The 18,954-nt window shown below is 58.0% G+C and carries 7 protein-coding genes and 1 pseudogene; 4 read left to right on the top strand and 4 right to left on the bottom strand.

Translation table 11 applies throughout. The features are described 5' to 3' along the window. Positions 1-39: 39 nt before the first annotated feature. On the bottom strand, positions 40-2,826 hold the full coding sequence (locus L1F31_RS11405; RefSeq protein WP_265417413.1) for a sigma-70 family RNA polymerase sigma factor: 2,787 nt from the start codon (positions 2,824-2,826) through the stop codon (positions 40-42). A 171-nt stretch (positions 2,827-2,997) separates the two neighbouring features. On the opposite strand from L1F31_RS11405, the gene L1F31_RS11400 reads away from it, so the two are divergent. The 3 genes from L1F31_RS11400 (at position 2,998) to L1F31_RS11390 (ending at position 10,430) form a co-directional block, all read left to right on the top strand. Further along, positions 2,998-5,865: a PD-(D/E)XK nuclease family protein gene (locus tag L1F31_RS11400; RefSeq protein ID WP_265417412.1), complete on the top strand. Its 2,868-nt coding sequence runs from the start codon at positions 2,998-3,000 to the stop codon at positions 5,863-5,865. Further along, positions 5,862-9,254 carry a UvrD-helicase domain-containing protein gene (locus L1F31_RS11395; protein WP_265417411.1) on the top strand — a complete coding sequence of 1,131 codons (3,393 nt, stop codon included), beginning with the start codon at positions 5,862-5,864 and terminating at the stop codon, positions 9,252-9,254. The genes L1F31_RS11400 and L1F31_RS11395 overlap by 4 nt, the downstream gene beginning before the upstream one ends. A gap of 78 nt (positions 9,255-9,332) precedes the next feature. Next, positions 9,333-10,430: a hypothetical protein gene (locus L1F31_RS11390; protein WP_265417410.1), complete on the top strand. Its 1,098-nt coding sequence runs from the start codon at positions 9,333-9,335 to the stop codon at positions 10,428-10,430. A gap of 412 nt (positions 10,431-10,842) precedes the next feature. Here L1F31_RS11390 and L1F31_RS11385 read toward each other — a convergent pair. From L1F31_RS11385 to L1F31_RS11375, 3 genes and pseudogenes are all read right to left on the bottom strand, one after another. Then, a pseudogene (locus tag L1F31_RS11385) lies at positions 10,843-12,153 on the bottom strand (ISL3 family transposase). Between the two features lie 205 nt (positions 12,154-12,358). Beyond that, a complete protein-coding gene (locus L1F31_RS11380) occupies positions 12,359-13,216 on the bottom strand; it encodes a hypothetical protein (RefSeq protein ID WP_265417409.1) in 858 nt (285 codons plus the stop codon). 581 nt (positions 13,217-13,797) lie between these two features. Beyond that, complete coding sequence (locus tag L1F31_RS11375; RefSeq protein ID WP_265417408.1) at positions 13,798-15,258, bottom strand: PIN-like domain-containing protein; 1,461 nt, start codon at positions 15,256-15,258, stop codon at positions 13,798-13,800. Between the two features lie 633 nt (positions 15,259-15,891). Between L1F31_RS11375 and L1F31_RS11370 the strand changes: the two genes are divergently transcribed. Beyond that, entirely contained in the window at positions 15,892-18,954 is a 3,063-nt protein-coding gene (locus L1F31_RS11370) for a helicase-related protein (protein ID WP_265417407.1), read from the top strand.

The raw sequence follows: 18,954 nt of genomic DNA, 5'->3' as shown, positions 1-18,954 counted from the left end.
GCCAGACCTGAACGTTGACAGGCGCAGCGGGGTTGACTGCTATGAGCCGAATACCATCAAGAAGTTGCGTTCAGTTGGTTTGGGGACCTCGTGAGGTTGGCTCTTGAGATGCGGTTCGTCCACGCTCGATATTGAATCGTTCTCCACCATTGGCGCAGGCGAATCGATTCGCCGCAGCACAGGTTTGGGCTTTGTCGACGCTGGAATTCTGACTTCTTCGAAGTAGGGGTGTGACTCAAACTCTTCGCTTAGCTTTTTGAGCGACAACTTTTCCAATTGGCGAATCCGCTCACGCGTCAGCTCGAACCGTTTACCAATGGCATCGAGAGTTTGGATCGGCTGACCGTTCCAACCAAATCGACTGCGAATGATCTCCGCTTCGCGGGCTGGCAGTGTGTCGACGGCCGAATTGATTGTGGCCAAGAACTCGAGGTCAACGATTCGAACTTCGGGATCAACGGTGAACACCTCTGGGTCGGCAATGCGATCGTCGAATGACGTCCGGCTCTCGGCATAGTGTCCGTCCCACTGGAGGTCGAGGTATGCATCCAGTGAAGCCGGTTGCATCCGGAGAGCTGCCTCCGCCTTCGAATGATCATGGTCGCAGGCGGCCCGTGATTCTTCGTCTTTCGTGCATTCCCAGAATTCTGGGAACTGTTCGACGAGGTGGATCGGGATGCGAATCGTATTGGAAAGATCTCCGATCCCGCGGTCAATGGCCTGACGAATCCACCATGTTGCGTATGTGGAGAACTTATTGCCTTTGGTGTAGTCAAACTTCTTCACCGCTCGAACAAGGCCGAGATTGCCTTCTTGAATGCGGTCGAGAAATTCCAGCTTGGAGCGTGAGTACTTTTTGGCGATCGACACGACCAAGCGGAGGTTGGAAGTCACCATCTGGTTGAACGCAGCGCGGCCATCGGACCGTATCCACTCAAGGTCACGACGTTCTCGTCGTGTTGAATACCGACCCATGCCGAGGACGTGGTCCGCATACATGCCGGCCTCAATGCGCTTCGCGACTTCAACCTCTTCTTCTGCGCTGAGCAGCGGAAACTGTCCGATCTGCTTCAGATACAGACCCTCAAGGTCCTCGGGATCAGGTACCTTTCGAAGCACCTCAGGCAGTTCGCCCTCGTCATCCACCTCCTTGAGGAGGACAAACGGTTGGGGGATGACGTTGGGTGCTTCAGGCGCTTTGGCTGAGTTTGGTTCGTCGATACCAGGCACCGAATCATCGACGTTCACTGCAGTCTTCGACGTCGAGGCCTCGTCCGCCGGATCATCAGTTCCGGACAGCGATGGGGCGGGGGATCCCTGCCGTTCGGGCGCGGGAGCCCGTAGGAACTTTCTCAACTCGCGGATCTGAGTTTCGTTGAAGTCCGCGACTCGTCGTGCAGCAGGAACGACCGCTCCGAACTGCTGGTCACGATTACGAGTCTCGTCCTCGATGGTGTTGATGGCATAGAGGACGACAAATCGTCCATGACGTCCGTCAGCCTTGCGACGGATGATTCGTCCGAGACGCTGAATCGTCTGGCGGGGCTGCTTGCTGCCCGAGAGCACGACAGCCAGGTCCGAGTCGGGGACGTCGATACCTTCGTCGAGAATGCGCGGAGCACACAGCACCTTCGCCAAACCATTGGCGAACAGCTGCATCGCACCACGACGCTCGTGCGGCTTCGAACTCGACGACACAGCTTTGGTCTCGATACCCGAGCGTTGAAGCAGGTGAGCGGCCTGCGTTGACGAATCGACGGTCTGCGAAAAGACCAGGGTTCCTCGCGACTCGGCAATGACTGGCGCGATGCCTTCGAGCACTTTCATCTTGTTCTTCGCATTGGTGAGCACCTGCTGCCTCTTCACGACCGCTTCCAGATACTTCCGCGCCATGAACACGACAGGGGAGGGATCATTCCTGCGTTTGGCAAGAGACTGGACGGCCGCCATGAACTGATCGAACGATGCTCCCTGCAGCTCCAGCTTGGTCTTCAACGTCATCCCGAGCTTGCTGATCGCTGAACTTGCGACCTGGTATTTGCCGCGCTCCGCGTCAGTCAACGTGACCCCGACGAAAGCAATGTCGAACTCAGCAATCACACCATCGCGCAGAGCACGGTCGTACCACATCTGGAATACGACGCCGCCGAAATATGGATCGAGAACAGTCGCATTCGCCTTGTCCGGACGTTGATACGTCGCGGTCAAACCCAGTCGGTAACGGAAATCCGATTGCAGAGCCTGCGAAAAGGACTTCGCCGCATACCGGTGGCACTCGTCAGCGATGAGCAAGCCCTCAGAATGTTCTTTCAGCAGATCGCCTCGAGTCGCCGAGTTGATGATGGCCACCAGAATGTCACACCCGGTGAGCGAATCCGTCCGACCATTGCCGAGAGTGCCAACATCAGCCTGGGGGAGAGTCTCCATCAAACGGCGCTGCCATTGTGTCTGCAGTTCGGCGGTCGGCACGAGGACCAGAACCTTGATCCCTTGGCGAAACGCCTCGAACGCGGCCGTGATTCCGATCATCGTCTTACCGGCTCCCGTGACGGCTTCGACGACGCCTCGACAGCCAGATTGATGCCAGGCGTCCAAAGCTTCTGCTTGCCACGTCCACAGGTGAGGATTGACTTCGCGGCTGGGACGAGAAGCCACGATGTTGATGAAGTGATCGTTCGTCTGCGGCCTTTGACTGACGACGTCAACCGAATCAGCAGCTGCGCCGACATCAGCGCCAGTGGGCAGAGTGGCGCTCGGATCATCGATGCTGTGGGCACGGCTGATCAACGTTCGAACTGGTGTCTGCGTAACGGAACGAACATTCATCGTTGTCTCCTTCTCTCAGTGTTAGAAACCACAGTAGATGTCGCCACTGACATGAGTCGTTTCAACCAAATCAAACCGTACTATGCCGGAAGTCGGAGGAACTCTCACAAGCATTTGGAGAAACCGTCATTTCGGAATAATCTCTGTTTAGTTGCTCTGGGAAGGACCAGCATGCGCATTGTTTTCGGATGGAACCTTGACCGCGTTCCGTGGACGACCGATGACTCCGGCACAACCGTGGTCACTGGTCCACTCGGCATGCTCGGGATCCTTCAGGCCCGTTTGGGCACGACCCGCCCCACCGCCGACCGAACTTTCCGAATCGCCCAGTACCGAGCGTTGCTGGAGCGTGCCGATCACCCCTGGTATCGGCAGTCGTTCGTCAACGACCCCTGGCACACGGCGCAGCATCTGCTCGAGATGCGCGATGACGCCATCGAGGCGGGGTGGAGTCCGAACCTCAAACCCACGGACTATTCCGCTCACCCTCGCCTCGATGCCCTGTCCGAAGTTGAAGCGCTGGTCGTGCTCGGGTCCTCCCATGACACCACTGCGACGCTCGCAGCAGGTCGTGCCGACGATCTTCGCGAAGTCCTCGAACTGCTCCGGATCCACAGCTCCAATTGGCCCTTGGGCATCTCGTCGATCGAGCTCCGTGATCAGCGAAACACTCTCCCGCAGGTGTGGCAAGACATCGTCAATGCGGTAGAAACCCTTGGAGTCGCGGTGTCAGAGACCATCGCGAACTCAGCAACTCCAGAACTCACCATCGTTCGCGGACCCGACGAATGGTCCACCGCCGAGGCAGCCGCCCGCTACCTCGCCCACCTGACCAACCGTGACCGACTGTGCATCATCGCCGGAGACTCGACCTCAGTCCTTGACCAACAGCTCTTACGACGAGACACACCGACTCTCGGCGTTCCCAGTGCCACCACCACGACACCGTCTGCCCAAGTTCTCCCGGTCTTCCTCAGTGCAGTTCTGCCCCCAACCGACATCCGACGGGTGGCAGATTTCCTCCACCTCTCGTTCGGCTCCGACGGCGGAGAGTCACCAGCGAAGAAGCTTGTCCCACACGTTGTCTCCTCCGTCCTGCTCAAGGCGCTGGCCCGGGAACCGGGCATCTCAGGTGACGAGCACTCCGCCTGGATGACAGCGCTGCGGACACTCCACGATCGGGCCCTCACGCAACCCGAGACGTTGACCAGCGCATGGAACACTGCCCGCATCCTTGACGAGTTCCTTCGCGTTTCCCCGCCGCTCGTCCATGACGACGAGCTCGTCCTCAATTCCCTGCCGCTCGCGCTCGACTGGCTGAGCACACGCCTGCGCCGGCTGAGTGCCCATCACCGTGCCAACGGTGAAAATGCATCATCAGACGGCACCCAGACGACTACAGATTCCTTCCTCGACGAGGCGGCTGGACATCTCGACTCATTCCGTGCCGCCCTCGGCAAGCTCGGTACAAAAACGCTGCGTCCCCGAGAACTCTTCGACATCGTCGAGTCGTGCGCACCCAGATCGACGACGGCGGTCGCCACCGCTCAAGCCGCCGACTGGACCGTCGTCAGCGATCCTTCCGAGGTGCCTGTCGGCACGGGGGCGATCGTCTGGTGGTCCTCTCACCGGAACGCCACTTCCTCGGCCGAGTCGTGGGACCCCACTGAGATCGCTGTCCTCGCGGACGCCGGAGTCCACATCGCAACGGTCGCCAACCGTGAACGACTCCGCCAGGCAGCTGAACTCAGGGGGATTCGCACTGCTTCGACATTGGTGTGCTTCTGCCCTGATACCAGCCAGGGTGAACCCCTCGCACTCCACCCGGCGTTGTCCAGGCTCAGCGAAGTCATCGCAGCAACCCACCCCGATCGATACACCTCAGCCTCGGTCGACTCGGTGCTCAACGATGTGACGGTCAACCGGTCAGTCGGCGACCTCTTCGACATCGAATCCTGGAATCTGCACGATGTGACCATCCCGACCTCGGCAGTCCCGCTTGAGCGGAGTACACGACCGCAGGCTGTTTCGCGGACCCTTGACGGGGATTTCACCCATCTCTTGCCGGCGACGCTGTCGTACACACAGATCGACCAATTGCTCAGCGACCCTCAGGAATGGGTTCTGTCGAGAGCCCTGGGACTGGTTCGCGGCTTCACCTTCGACATTCCCACCGACAATCGCATGATAGGGACCCTCGTTCATGCTGTCGTCGAACACTTGGTGCGCTCTGCTGACGTAGACCGTGGAGCGGCACCTTCGGCTGCGAAGATCGCTGCCACATTCGATGATCTCGTCCCACGATTCGCTTCAGAGCTGCTCCCGCCCGGGCAGCTCGCCCGACGGAACGCGATCCGCTCGACCGCAGTCGCCTCACTTACCCACCTTTTCACGGTTGCACAGAAGCGTGGGTTCACCATCACCGGCACCGAGGTTGACTTCACCTTTGACTGGACACTGACCGTAGCCGGCACGCCCCGGCAGATCCAGCTGCGCGGGCAGCGAGACCTCGAAGGCGAGTTCGTCGACGGACGACTGGTGATCATCGACCTCAAATGGGCAAACTTCGAAAAGCGGTACCGGACAATGATTCGCGACGAGGAAGCCGTTCAGCTGAGCGTCTACTCCCGCACCACCGAACCAAGCCCCCAGGCTCACCCTCTGACGTCCTACTTCATGCTCAAACAGGGCCGGTACGTCTCGACAGACGCTGCGCTCGACCCGAACTCCACAGGGGAAGCAGATTCTCTCGACGACGACGGCAACGGGCTTGGCGGAGATCCTGCGGGGCTGTGGCCGAGGATCGAAGAATCGGTCGAACATGCGCTGTCGAACATCGTCGCTGGGCGATTCGAGTCTCCGAATGCTGATATTCACGCCGCACTCGGGACCAATCCGGGCGAAGCCGGCAGTGAAGTCGACAAGGCCCTCAAAGAGTTCAAGAACGAGGAACTGGAGGAAGGACGCCTTTTCGTCACCAAGCGGCAGGCCTTCAGCGACTTAAACCTCATCTACGGCATTGCGGGAGACCATTCATGAGCGTTCACGTCATCACCGCCTCGGCAGGGTCGGGCAAGACCTATCGGCTGACCCAGGTGCTCTCCGAACGGCTGTCGCAGAAGACGGCTACGGGTGAACCTGTTCTGCGCGCCAGCGAGGTCATCGCCACGACGTTTACCGTTCGAGCTGCCGCCGACCTCATCGAGAAGACGCAGAAGAGACTCCTCGACGATGGGAACATCACCGCAGCCGAGGAGATCGGTACAGCGCTCATCGGAACCATCAATTCGATGTCCGGCCGCCTCGTCACCGAATACGCCATCGACGCCGGTTTCTCGCCGGAATTGCGTGTGCTCGATGAAAACGAGCAGAAGATCGTATTCGCCACCGCAGTTGACGAAGTCGTCGCGAATGCCGAAATCACACACCGAGATCTCCTAGCGCGAGCCGGACACAACGGCAGACCGGAAGATGCGAACCCATACGGCCACGGACCGGTTGCGTGGTCCACACTCGTCAAGAACATCGCCGAGGCGGCACGGTCGAACCACCTCGGCGAGGCTGAGCTGCGCGCTTCCGCCCGCGACTCGATCGAACTTTACCTCTCGGCCCTCCCCGCGAAGCAGGCCGATCGCCGTCAGACGTGGCGGGACTGCCTGGCCAGTGACATCGACGTTCTTCGTGAGTCGCTGACATGCTTTCGGAATGGAGAGGACCTTCCGGCCGGTGTGCCGAAGATGACAAAGGCGAGTGCAGACAATGTTGAAGGCAGCATCGTCACGCTCGATCATTTCCTTCGCGATCTCGACACTCACGCCGAGGATGTCGATCCTTTCGCACGGACTCCATGGTCGTCGTGGGGGAAAGTTGCCAAGGCGAACTATCCGGCGGCACAGGGTGGGAAGGCACCCGGAGTCGTGCCGAAGGCGGTACTCGAGAACTCAAGTTCACGGATGGTTGCCGAACAGCTGCTGGCTAACAGCGCATTCCATGCCGATATCGCGGCACTGACCGAGCTTGTCATCGACACTGCGATCGCGTCACTTAGCGCCTACGAAGAACATAAAAACCGCCTCGGCGTCATGGATTTCGTCGACCAGGAAGTCCGTGCGCTCGACCTGCTGCGCACGAATGAACGAGTGAGAACATCGATCGCGTCCCGCTACCGGCTGCTCGCCGTTGACGAATTCCAAGATTCCTCACCGATCCAGCTGGCGATCTTCATGGAACTCGCCGACCTCGTCGACGAAGTCATATGGGTGGGGGACCGCAAACAAGCGATCTACGGTTTTCGCGGAGCCGATCCGGAACTGATGAACGACGTCTTCGCATCACTGGTTGAAGGAACGACGGATCTGGGTACAGCGACCTCGGAGAACCTCGGCGCATCATGGCGTTCAACTGAATCGCCTCTCGAGCTGTCGAACACACTCTTCAGCTCAGTGTTCGCCGAGCAGAAGGAAGATGAGGTCGTGCTTCGCATTCCCCCGGAACGCGAGCATCTGCGCAATATCGGCAGCCGTGAGCTCTGGGTACCCAACACGGACAAGGGCAAAGGCACCCAAGCGAACTCCCGGATGGTCAAAGCCATTGCAGAAGGAGTCGGCGACCTCCTGGAGCGCTCGCCTCAACTGCCGGACGGAGAGGTGTCACAGGGTGATATTGCGGTCCTCGTGCGCACCAACTCCCAGGTCGACTCGGTAGTCGCGGAACTGCGGGCACGCGGCATCCGAGCCGTCGGGTCGACCAGTAATCTGCTGTCCACCAGGGAAGGACAGTTCGTCGCATCAGGCCTGGCGGCAGTCGTCGACCGCGATGATGCTGTGGCGCTGGCCGAACTCGTCACGCTCATGCCAGATCACGGCAGCCACCACACGTGGTTTGAAGAGACAGCGCGGATCGTCGATAAGGACGAACGACACCAGCATTATCGGACGTGGTGGGACGATCCCACGCTGGCGGCACTGTCCGAACTCGAGGTCAACGCAGCCCGCTACTCGGCAACGGAACTGGTGGTGGCCATCATTGATGCTCTCGACCTGCCGCAGCGCATCAAGGCTTGGACGAACCCTGAGGCACGTTTGGCCACGCTGGATGCCTTGTGCCAGATCGCTGGAGAATACGAAAATTCCGCGCAGCAGACACGCTCGCCGGTGACTCCGGCAGGCCTGCTCGATCACCTCACCGAGGCGGCCGGTTCCTATGAGCAGTCGACCGCGCACGATGCCGTGCTTGTCACGACCATGCATCAGTCGAAGGGTCTGCAGTGGCCGGTCGTCATCGTCGGTGTGCCCGTCGACAAGGACTATGGTCACAGCGAGATCACTGTGGAGAAGGCACCAGTGTTCGACGCCAGGCATCCTTTGGCCAACCGGTCACTGCGGTACCTGCCCGGAGTGATCAAAGACTATGGTCCGCTGAAGGAACGTCTCGCAAACTTGGACACGGTGAGCCGTGCAGGAGCAGCAGAGAAGCGGGAAACGGAACGGCTCCTCTATGTCGCATTAACCCGAGCCGAGTGCCACAGCATCGTGGCGTTCGGTGACCCGATGGGCAGGAACAACGTCCTCAGTGCGTCGGTCGACGAAAGACTCCTCGAATGGGACGTCGCGACGGTGGGCGACTCGTCATCGCCGGCTGTCGAAGGGGCAGGTGTTCTTCGGATCGCTGATCTCCGTAGGTCTGTGGGCGACGGTGTGCCGGTGCAACACGAACTAACGATGCGGATCAGTGCGTTTCCGATCGACGGTGAGACTGAGGGTGTGGGGGAGAGCGGCACCGAATCACGGTCGTTCTTTGCGCAAACGGACATCCCGAGCCGGACGCCAGCGGCTGAACAAACGGGTCTGCCTGCGAGGTTCACCGCGAGCAGCGTGCCGTCTGATGGCATCGATGCGGAGGTGAGTCTTCTTGCGTCGCTCGGCAAGCCGCTGGTCGAACACGGCGGAAGAAATTGGGATCGCGTCGGGGACGCGATCCACGCCTACCTCGGTCTGCCGCTCAGCTCCCTATCCGACGAGAAACATCAGACCGCGGCCGAGAGAATTCTGGCGCGCTGGGATTCCCAGGGAAACCTTTCCCCGGAAATGCTCATCGAACTCGGCCGGCGGTGGACCACGTGGATCGAGGAGACGTTCCCCGGCGCCGAGGAGGTCACCGAGTCCCCGATCACATGGCGCAACGATGAGCGTCAGGTGATGGAAGGGTGGATCGACGCTCGCATCGTGTTGCCTGGCGGTGAACACGTACTCGTCGATCACAAGTCGTATCCCGGCACGGATTCGATTGGACACGTGTCCGAAAACTACCTCGGCCAATTGTCCACTTATGCTCACGCTCTTGAGACCGCGCAGGGAGCAGCACCTACACGGGTGCTGATCCACCTCCCGTTGAAATCCGAAGTACTCGAAGTTCGATTGCTGCGCTAGGAGACGCGCGAAGCCCCGCCGACAGGCACTAAAAACTCACCGACATTAACGCTGTAATCCATTCCCAGGGAGGCACTCGTGACAATCAGCGACTATCTGCCGAAAGATCATAGACCGATTTATGGCACATCCGTTCGACCTGAGCAGTTCGAACCCATCGATACAGCGACCAAGCAGGGATGGCGCATCAACGCTCGCACCACGCAGGGTGACCAGGGTGAGTTCACCATCACGCTGGCCAACGACACCGATCAGCCGACCGAACATGACGAGCAATCGTTGGGGTCCCGGTTGGCTACGTGTGATGTGGTGGTCGAGGGGGAGCAGCGCTCGGTCAAACACCCCTATTCAAAGCGGATTGGCGGGCTGGCAACGGTGGCTGATTGGTATGACGCGATCGCGATCGAAGATGCGAAGGGGCATGAAACCGAGCACAACTCGGCGTGGTCGGGCCAGGATCTGGAGAGTGCTTTTTCCCGGATGGAACACAATATCGTGGCCTACGGGCGGGACGAGGTAGCGGTCGAGAGCTTCTCGGCGGCGGCTGAGGTGTCGAAGTGGCTAGACAACGCACTGTCCACGACCCAGGTGAGGACTGAAGTCTGGCAGGTTCGCAACGCTTTCGAGGCGGAAAAGATCGCCGACCAGACGATGCTTCGCCGGTTCAATAACGATGAGGTCGATGGATGGGCTCCCATTCCGTTCTCTACTAGCTACATTTCTCAGGACTGGATGGAGAGCGCCTTTGGCGACAAAAAGTACAGTCCGTTCGTACATATTCGGATGTTGGGTGCGCAACGAGAGCATCTCGAAGCGGACTATGCACTTTCATGGAAACAGCTGACGGAGGCGGGAGACCTCACTCGGGATGATTCTCCCTTGGAGAGCGGGAGTGATGACTGGCTTGTGATCCGGGTGCTGGACTCGGACGTGGCTCTGCCGTTGCCGTGGCCTGGTGCCAACATTGCCGTTCACCATGACGAGGACGGCGCACAGGTTGGAATCGACGTGCTGGTCACTGAGAAGCAGGACAGGTCTAATCGGAAGCAACGGGCATGGGAAAGCGAGTGGGGACGTTTCCTCGATGAAAGGATCACCCTCACAGGTGCCGAGATCGCCGAGGGGATCAATCGAGCGGAAGGCGAATTGCATGCGCTCATCGAGGAGGAACAGTAATGGCGACGAGAACACGTTTTGACAGTGGAATCGGACTTCCCGAGGTTGACGATGGTGGCGACAGGCCGCGAGGCTGCGAATGGCACCAAAGCGTCTGCGTCAATTCCCCCACGCATTTCATTCATTGGGGAGCCCATGGCGACGAATCTGCCGAACTGACTACGAGCGTGTACTGCGGACGGCACTACACGGTGGAACTGGCGCACTATACCGAGTTTCATATCAAGGAATGTTCCGGGGCAGCATCCAACCACATTTCCAAATTTGGGAGAATCGAAAGTTAGTTTCTCAGGTTGCACTATTTGCCCATCCGCGCCGCGTGCATAGGCGTGTTGTGTATCACTCAACAGAGCTTGAATCATGAACCAAGAGAGGAAAACACTATGACCGAGAGCAAGGCATTAAAGGGGGCTCATCGTAAATGAGAGTGTAGAACCGGTCTGAAGCCATCGGACTCGAGCAGGCACCCGGCGATGTAGTGGGAGACGTTGCGGAAGCCCAATGCTGACCCCCGTAGATGCTCGAGCCTGCCATTGATCGCCTCGGTGAGACCGTTCGACGTCCCCGGACGCGTGAAGAACGCCAGCATATCGGCGGCTCGACACTTCATCGTCCGTCCCAACTGATTGAGTTCAATCAGCTCGGACGGCAGATTCGTTGTCAGAGCGTCAATGACCCTCTGCAAGAGCTTCTTGCCCTCGTTGCGGTCGGCGGTTCGGTAGGCGGTCACGATGTCTTGGTAGAAGGCCCAGGTGACTTCGACCGCAGTGAAGCTCCGGTCGGCAAGGAGGCCCTCGGTCTTCTCCTGCTGTTTCGTCGTAAGCAGATGATGCCCGTGTGCTAAGTCCTCCTCGCCCGATACAGCGGGTCCCCCGCTCGTTCGCGGCGGCCGGTGGTCTCTTTTTGAATACGACGGCGCACTTCGTCGAGGGCATCGCCGGCGAGCTTGACGACGTGGAACGGGTCCATGACTTCCACGGCGTCGGGCAGCTCTTCGACGGCGGCTGTTTTGAAGCCAGAGAATCCGTCCATCGCGACGACGTTGATGCCGTCACGCCAACCCTTGGGTCGGGTGGCCAACCGTTGTTTGAACACCTGTTTTGACTATCCGGGCACCATATCGAGCAGACGTGCTGGGTCTGTTGCCTGGCTGATCGGGGTGAGGTCGATGATGACGGTGACGTACTTGTCGCCACGCCTGGTGTGCCGCTAGACGTGCTCGTCGACACCGATGACGCTGACCCCGTCGAACCCGGTCGGGGCGTTGATCAACAGTCGGCGACCTTCAGCGAGGATTGCGAAGTTCGCGGTGTGCCTGGATACGGCGAGTTTGCTGGAGATCACGGACACGGTGTCGTGGTCGATGACGAGAGCACGCAGTGCCCAGTCGAGGCCGGTTCGAGAGATCTTCGCTCGTCGTGGTGCCGCAGCAGTGGTGTCCTGACGCCATACGCGGCACCACTCGACGCATTTGTAACGGCGGAGGCGAACATGAAGCGTGGTCGGCCGGTGACCGAAAGGCTCGTGGGCCAGATGGCGGACTACGGTATCGCGAACGATCACGTGGCCACCGCACCGACGGCACCAGTTATCGGCAGTGTTAGGCCCGGCATTCCAGAACGGCTCTGTGCCCGTTGACGTGCTGGCCGATACAGGTCAGATCGTGGGAGTCGAGTCGGCAGAATGTCGTGAGGTCAGGGGGCGAGAAAGTAGGCTTGGCCACGTCGAGGTCTTTCGGATGGAAAGTGTGAGAACTTCCATCGTCGGAAGACCTCGACGTCTATCCCGGCAGCGCCACGCCGTGTCCTGGAATCACCGACCTGCAACCTCAATTACGAAGAGCCGGTTTGATAGGGAAAGTAGAGAAATTAAACTATTTAGGGATCGGATGAATCTGCATTGATTAAGTGTTCTTGCAGTCTAAGAGCCTATCGTCGTTTCAGCAAGAGTCGCCGAGCGACAATCGCGCAGACCCCCAGAGCTCCAGCAAGAACAATAAGAATCAGCACAAGAACCAGCGAAGGTAGTTTGATTCCGAACAGGCTGACTAGGTCGTTTGCAATTGTTATGGGAAAGACTGCTACTGCGAGGACCATCGCTATTGCGGAAAGAGTTTCCTGCGCCTTGGTTCGACGGTTAGTCGCGTCACGCTCAGCAAGTCTAGCCAACGTCGCAATTTGAGTTTCGAGACTTGCGAGGCGTTGTGAAACTCGTTGCGCCTCTTGTGCATCATGGAGGATCGAGATCGACTTTCCTGTATTTGCTTCTGTCTTCTTTAGCCAATACCGCGCGCTGTCAACAGCAACCGCTCGTTCAAGGCGCATCATCTGATCTCGGGCTGATGAAAGGTCATCGCTTCCTACAGTCCCCGAGAGGATGGAGTACGCGGGACGTTCCCAACTCCGTAAGAGCTGAGTCTGCAAGCGCGCCAACATGTACGCATCTGTGTAGAGGGTGTGAAAATAGACTGGAGCAAACTGCCGAAAATCGTCCTCTTTCGGCGAATGCAACTGAAAGCTGGCGCCATGTCGCAATGCAAGCATGCTCCATGATTTACTGATCGAACGCTTGGTTTTCGTCGCTTCTTCGATACGTGACCGTGCGCTGTGTGCCTTTTCAGTAGTTTGTAGCGCTGCGCAGCGATATAACTCCTCATCGTCAACTGCCCAGTCCCCAGAATCGCTAGTTCGACTGTTTAGCGTCAGAGTATAGATGCTTCCTTCCGCAGCATCTGATCCGGTTGGAAACTTGCAAACGCTCCGCAGGGAGTCGATCGATTTCAGCATGTCCTGCCCCGGGCGCCCTCTTCCAAACCCTTCATTCCGCTTTCCTCTCGAGTGAGACATCGCGCTGACAACTGAGAGTGCCTCATCGAGATTGCGGGCTGTAATTGATAAGTGCAACGACAGTACTGCAGGTCGCGCCGTTGAAGCATCGACCGGGGTTGCTGCAGCCAGAAGTAGATCGGCATGACTAATCGCGATCTCCGTAGATTCGGACGAGACACTAGCGACTTGGAAAATGGAAGAAATCGAATCTTCGCTTGGAAGTAGAGGCTGTTGTCCCGAAGTGTATCTAGCGGGGTGCCGTTGACTCGTCCTGGTTCGTGCATTGCCGGCAGTCTCTGACTGCTGTGATAGAGATGAGCCGAAGGGGCCGAAAAGTAGTGCGTTGAGCTGGGGCGGAAAATTGGTCGATCGAGCGACCGCGTCCGTTCGAACCGTTCTTCCGTCCGGACCATTGTAAGTGTAAACGTACGGCCCAATCAGCCACTCGGACTCTTGTCGTTGAGTGTCTGCCAGCTTCTCGGACAACCTTTCTTCGTCTATTTCGACGTCGCAGATTAGTACGGCCTCAATTGTGCAGGTCATTGGGCTGGATTGACTTCTGCTCTTGTTCGGTAGGAAGCGTCTGAAGAGTCGAAATCTCTTGTGGCTACATTTCGGAGTCTGCATAGGTCCTGAAATCCCGATCTTGCTATATTTGCGAAGTCTTTGTCTTCATGTAATACTTTTTCTAAGGCGTCTAGGGGGTTGCCGTTAAAGCAATAGACTCCCTCTCCATTATCAGGGTATCTACTCCAAATCATGGCTTCATCGACAGTATCGTCTTCAAAATTATTGAGAATAGTGCGGAAAGGCGAAGAAAATTGTGCCAGGTTTTCTCTGCCGGTCAGTTCGCGAGCTTCGGAAAAGGTGATGGGGTCCATGCCATTCTTCGCGGCGCCGTAAGCAGCAAGTAGTACTTTTAACTGATCATGGTATCTTGGCCGGTCGTAAAGGTAAGCGAGATAGTTGAAGGCTGCGTCGGTTGTCCAGCCTCGATTGTCATCTTCTACCGCTTCGATTTGTGCCATTCCAGCAGCGTCGAGGGACTGCGCACCGAAATGTGAAGTCGCGACTTCAATGAGGTGCCTGAAAGATTTTATTCGGAAGACTCCGCCCCCTGTTGCGTTCGCGAACTCTCGAACCAGCTCTCGTCGCGGTAGAGGGTCTGGTTTTGTAGATCTAGTCCAATCGTCTTTGAGGTCATTTGTGATTAGGGTCAGGTCAACTGACTGGCCGAGTTCCTCAGACCGGTGCTTCGCTTCGTTTAGTCCCTGTCGCCAGATGAAAAAATCTCCGCTGGCTTTGTCTGTCTCGCCTTTACGAATTTCGACGTCTCTATTTCCAGGCGGAAGTCCCTTGTCAATTCGGTCGGCGAACTCGGTGAGCAACCGCTTGTGCTCGGTTTCATCTGGTGCCCGCCCAACTCGCCCCTCGAAAATCTTCTCGATACTGTCGAGTATTTCATTCTCTTGCGCTTCTTCGGAGACACTATCGATGATCTCGCCTATGCGGGACGACGCAGCCTCCATCTCGTCTAGCAAATTTTCAACGCTGGCAACGACCGCTTCAAGCGACAGGCCCGCCTGGGTATCGGAGCCTGAAGTAAGCTTTAATCCAGTTTCCTGCGACGATTCCTCGATGGCTTCTAGTCCGGTCCTCTTAAACCATTTTTCGACTTCTCTGCGCGCATTGGCCATTGAAGTGTCAACTTTGCCCTTTGCTTCGAGGTGGTGGGAGCCTTTGCGCACCTCCGCTAGCAAAGGCCAAAATTCCTCGAGGACTTGATGTGGGAGGAAGAGCGCATTGCGCATGTGGTGGAGTACCTCAATGACTTGTCGCGCAGTTGATCGTGAGTATTTGAATAGGTTGAGGAGTACGTTTGTGTCGATCACGTAGATCGTTCGATTGACTGGATCGTCGGGGTCGATGAGGTCGCGATCGCGGTACTCAAAGAAGTCGCTGTATATATTCAGCGGAGTTTGAGAGGTTCTGTTCTCCATGCGCCTAACATTACACTGAAGTGTAGGAATCGGTACTACACATGAGTGTGGATTGTGTCTAAGTTCGTTATGTTGGTGAGGCAACTAGCGGGGTAACTTTGCTTGACTAGGTTCGGTGTTTTCCTCTGGGTATCTTAATTTGGAGGGCTCAGAGCTCGGATCGTCAGTGCCTCGACCTGCTAGTGCACTGTCGCGTTTAAGCGGTTTGTGGGTATCAGCCACTCTTGCCAGGGACGTGGTGTGGTCCTTACCCTTGCTTTCGGTGCGGTCTGTCGAGTTTCCGGGGCGTGCGACACGGATGCCCTGATTTGCATTGTCTGGTCGGCTCGTAAATGCGGAGTCGCTTGGGTTTAGCCTTGATCCACTGATGTAGGTAGCCGTTGAGGCCCGCGCGTAAAATGGAAATGCTCCTTCTGGCCCGGGCGAATGATGGTGTTCAGAGTCAACATTCCGCTGAACTGCGAGGTGAGCGGTTGGAATCGGACTGCTCGCGAGGCGGGAAATCGGAATGAATAGGTCTGTGGCAGTTGGACACGTCTGAGGCTCGGCGCTGAAGCTCCCGGATCCGAGATAGCATGACGTGAGTAGTGGCCGTCTTCCCGTGAGGTTTGTGCAATGGAGTCTTCACAGTCTGTGCTTCCGACCGATACTGGTCATGCCGATGTGGTCGACGATGACCAGCGAACAGCCACCCTCGCCCCAGGCTCCGTCGTCGAAGTCCGCGATGAGGAGTGGCTGGTCACCGGAGTTCAGACGGTCTATGAACGGGCGAACCACCAAGAGAGAGTTCCCAGCAAACCTGTTCAGCGAATCGAAGTCCAAGGGCTGTCCGAACTTGTTCGTGACACCAGTGCGATCTTCTTCGACTCGATCGATACGGTCACCCCGATCGACCCCAGGCAAGCTCCCCTCGTCAATGACCCGAGTTCTGGCTACAGGGATGCCAAACTCTGGCTCGAAGCCACACTCATGAAGACGGCGACAGCGGTTGAAGACACCAATCTCACCGTCGCCGATGGGATGCTCATCGATCCGAAGGACTACCAGCGGACACCGGTGCGCAAGATCCTCGACCCCAGGAATCTGCGACCGCGCATTCTTCTCGCCGACGCAGTCGGGTTGGGCAAGACCATCGAGATCGGTCTCATCCTCGCCGAGCTCATCAAACGGGGTCGCGGCGACCGCATCCTCATCGTCACCCCGAAGCACGTGCTGGAGCAGATGCAGCACGAGATGTGGACGAAATTTGCCATTCCCTTCGTCCGCCTCGATTCCCAGGGAATCCAGCGGATCCGGCAGAAGCTGCCGGCCACTCGCAACCCCTTCACCTATTTCAAACGCGCCATCATCTCGATCGATACGCTCAAGTCCGATCGTTACCTGTCGCACCTACGTCGCCACAAATGGGATGCCGTCGTCATCGACGAATCACACAACGTGACGAACACCAGTTCGCTCAACCACCGCTTGGCCGATACCTTGGCCAAGAACACCGATGCGCTGATCCTCGCCAGTGCCACCCCGCACAACGGCAAGAAAGAGTCCTTCGCAGAACTGATCCGTCTCCTTGAACCGACTGCGGTCAACCCAGACGGATCCCTCGACGAGGATGCCGTGAAGAATCTCATCGTCCGCAGGCACCGCTATTCCGAAGACGTGAAGAAAGAGGTTGGCGCGGATTGGGCCGAACGCAAAGAGCCCCAGGCCCGTGTCGCTTATGCGAGTCTCGAGGAGAACGCAGTGGCAGAGGAGCTCGACCAGATCTGGCTGCATCCCATCGGGTCGAGCCCCTACTCCGGGAGAACCAGCCTCTTCCCTTGGACACTGGCCAAAGCATTCCTCTCCAGCCCGGAAGCACTCGTCGAGACTATCGACAACCGGTTACGTGTCCTGAGCAATCAGGACCCTTCCGACGCAGTCGCTCGAGAACGCACCTACCTCGACCGGCTCCGCGAATACGCCGTCGATAGCATGACCGCAGTCGAGCGCAACCGCACCGAGAAGCGCCCACAAACAGGAAAGTACGGCGCCCTGCTGGACTATCTGAAAGAGATCGGCATCGGGCCGAAGAATGACACCAGAGTCGTCATCTTCGCCGAGCGAGTCGCTACCTTGCACGCTCTGCAACGGCATCTCACCCAAGACCTCAAGCTCAAAGACGATCAGCTCGCCATTCTTCACGGCGGACTCTCCGATGTCGAACAACAGGACGTCGTCGAGTCCTTCAAGAAGAAGAGCTCGCCCATTCGTGTTCTCGTCACCGGCGACCTGGCATCGGAAGGTGTGAACCTCCACTCTCAATGTCACGAGCTCATCCACTTCGACATTCCGTGGTCCCTCATTCGGATCGAGCAGCGCAATGGCCGAATCGATCGCTATGGGCAGACTGAGCGACCGCAGATTACGACGTTGGTGCTGCAACCGGAATCTGAGCGCTTTTCCGGCGACATTCGCGTGCTGAAGAAACTCATCGAAAAAGAGAACGAAGCGCATACCGCACTGGGTGACGCGGCCGCCCTCATGGGCAAATACACCGCCGAGGCGGAGGAGGAAGCCATCAAGGCTGCCCTCGCCAAGGGACAAGATCTCGACGAGGTGGTCGCCGACGTCAGCACCGCAACGCAGACCGATGAACTCCTCAACCTGATCATGACCGGTATCTCGGACGAGCCTGCAAGCACCGAATCGTCTGGAAACGCCGTTGCAGCAAATGGTCAAGAATCTGAGACTCTCGATTCACAACCGACATCGCGCGCAGCTACCGGATTGTCTCTCTACTCCTCGCCAGTTGAGTTCCTTGAGGACGGCCTGGCGATGGTCTATGGCAACCACCCGGAACAAAAGCCTGCCGCCGATGGCGGCGGGGGAGTGAGCTGGCAATTTCACTCTCGAGAGGCGATCGCTGAGCTCGAGCCGCCCCGCGACATGTGGTCGCGTCTGGAGAGTCTGCCACAGAGCTATCTCAAAGAGCGCAACGTCAAAGCGAACTTCAAACTGGCAACCAACAAGTTGGTGGGGCGTACGCTGGTCGAAGCCGCGCGGAACTCACTTGACTCGAAGAATGCTTCGCTCTGGCCGGAAGCCCATTACCTCGGACCATTACACCCGGTCCTCGAATGGGTAGCTGATCGAGCGTTGTCTCGTGTTCCTGAACGCGGTGGGATCTACGTCATCCGCGCCGAGGTCGAAGCGCCGACTGTCGTTGTTCATGCAGGTCTGACGAACCTCCGCGGGCAAGTTGTCTCGAGCATCTTCCGGACAGTTGTCTTTCCCGGAGGCAATCCGGACTTCGGACTGACCGGCGAATTCGCGGACGCTGAAGCAGTCGTTGCTGACCTCGGGTTGAGATCGCTGACCCACAACCCAGGGGTTATCAAGACCGAAAACTTCCAGCCGTTGGTGCCAGCCGCGATCGACGCAGTTGCCGAGAGCATTGAAGAAGTCATCGGCTCCGGCAAGGCCCGGATCGAACGCCGAGTCCATGAATGGTTCGATCGTAATGAAAAGTGGAAACAGGGCGCACTCGATCTCGTTCAAGGCGCGACCGTGAAGCACCGGTTGAGGGCCGTCAGCGAAGAAGACGAACTCATCAGATCAATGCAGCCAAATCGAAGTCTGCTGCGGCCCTTGCTGGTAGCAGTCCCGACAGACACACCTGTGTGCGAAATGTTCAACGAGAATGCAGAGGAGAACTGA

The sequence above is a fragment of the Brevibacterium spongiae genome, assembly GCF_026168515.1.
Taxonomy (GTDB): Bacteria; Actinomycetota; Actinomycetes; order Actinomycetales; family Brevibacteriaceae; genus Brevibacterium; species Brevibacterium spongiae.
This window is presented reverse-complemented; position numbering and strand designations above follow the sequence as displayed.

Bases quoted from the DNA above. Each gene is read 5' to 3' on its own strand.
- L1F31_RS11405 (WP_265417413.1), bottom strand. From the start codon at position 2,826: ATGAATGTTCGTTCCGTTACGCAGACACCAGTTCGAACGTTGATCAGC.
- L1F31_RS11400 (WP_265417412.1), top strand. From the start codon at position 2,998: ATGCGCATTGTTTTCGGATGGAACCTTGACCGCGTTCCGTGGACGACC.
- L1F31_RS11395 (WP_265417411.1), top strand. From the start codon at position 5,862: ATGAGCGTTCACGTCATCACCGCCTCGGCAGGGTCGGGCAAGACCTAT.
- L1F31_RS11380 (WP_265417409.1), bottom strand. From the start codon at position 13,216: ATGCTGAAATCGATCGACTCCCTGCGGAGCGTTTGCAAGTTTCCAACC.
- L1F31_RS11375 (WP_265417408.1), bottom strand. From the start codon at position 15,258: ATGGAGAACAGAACCTCTCAAACTCCGCTGAATATATACAGCGACTTC.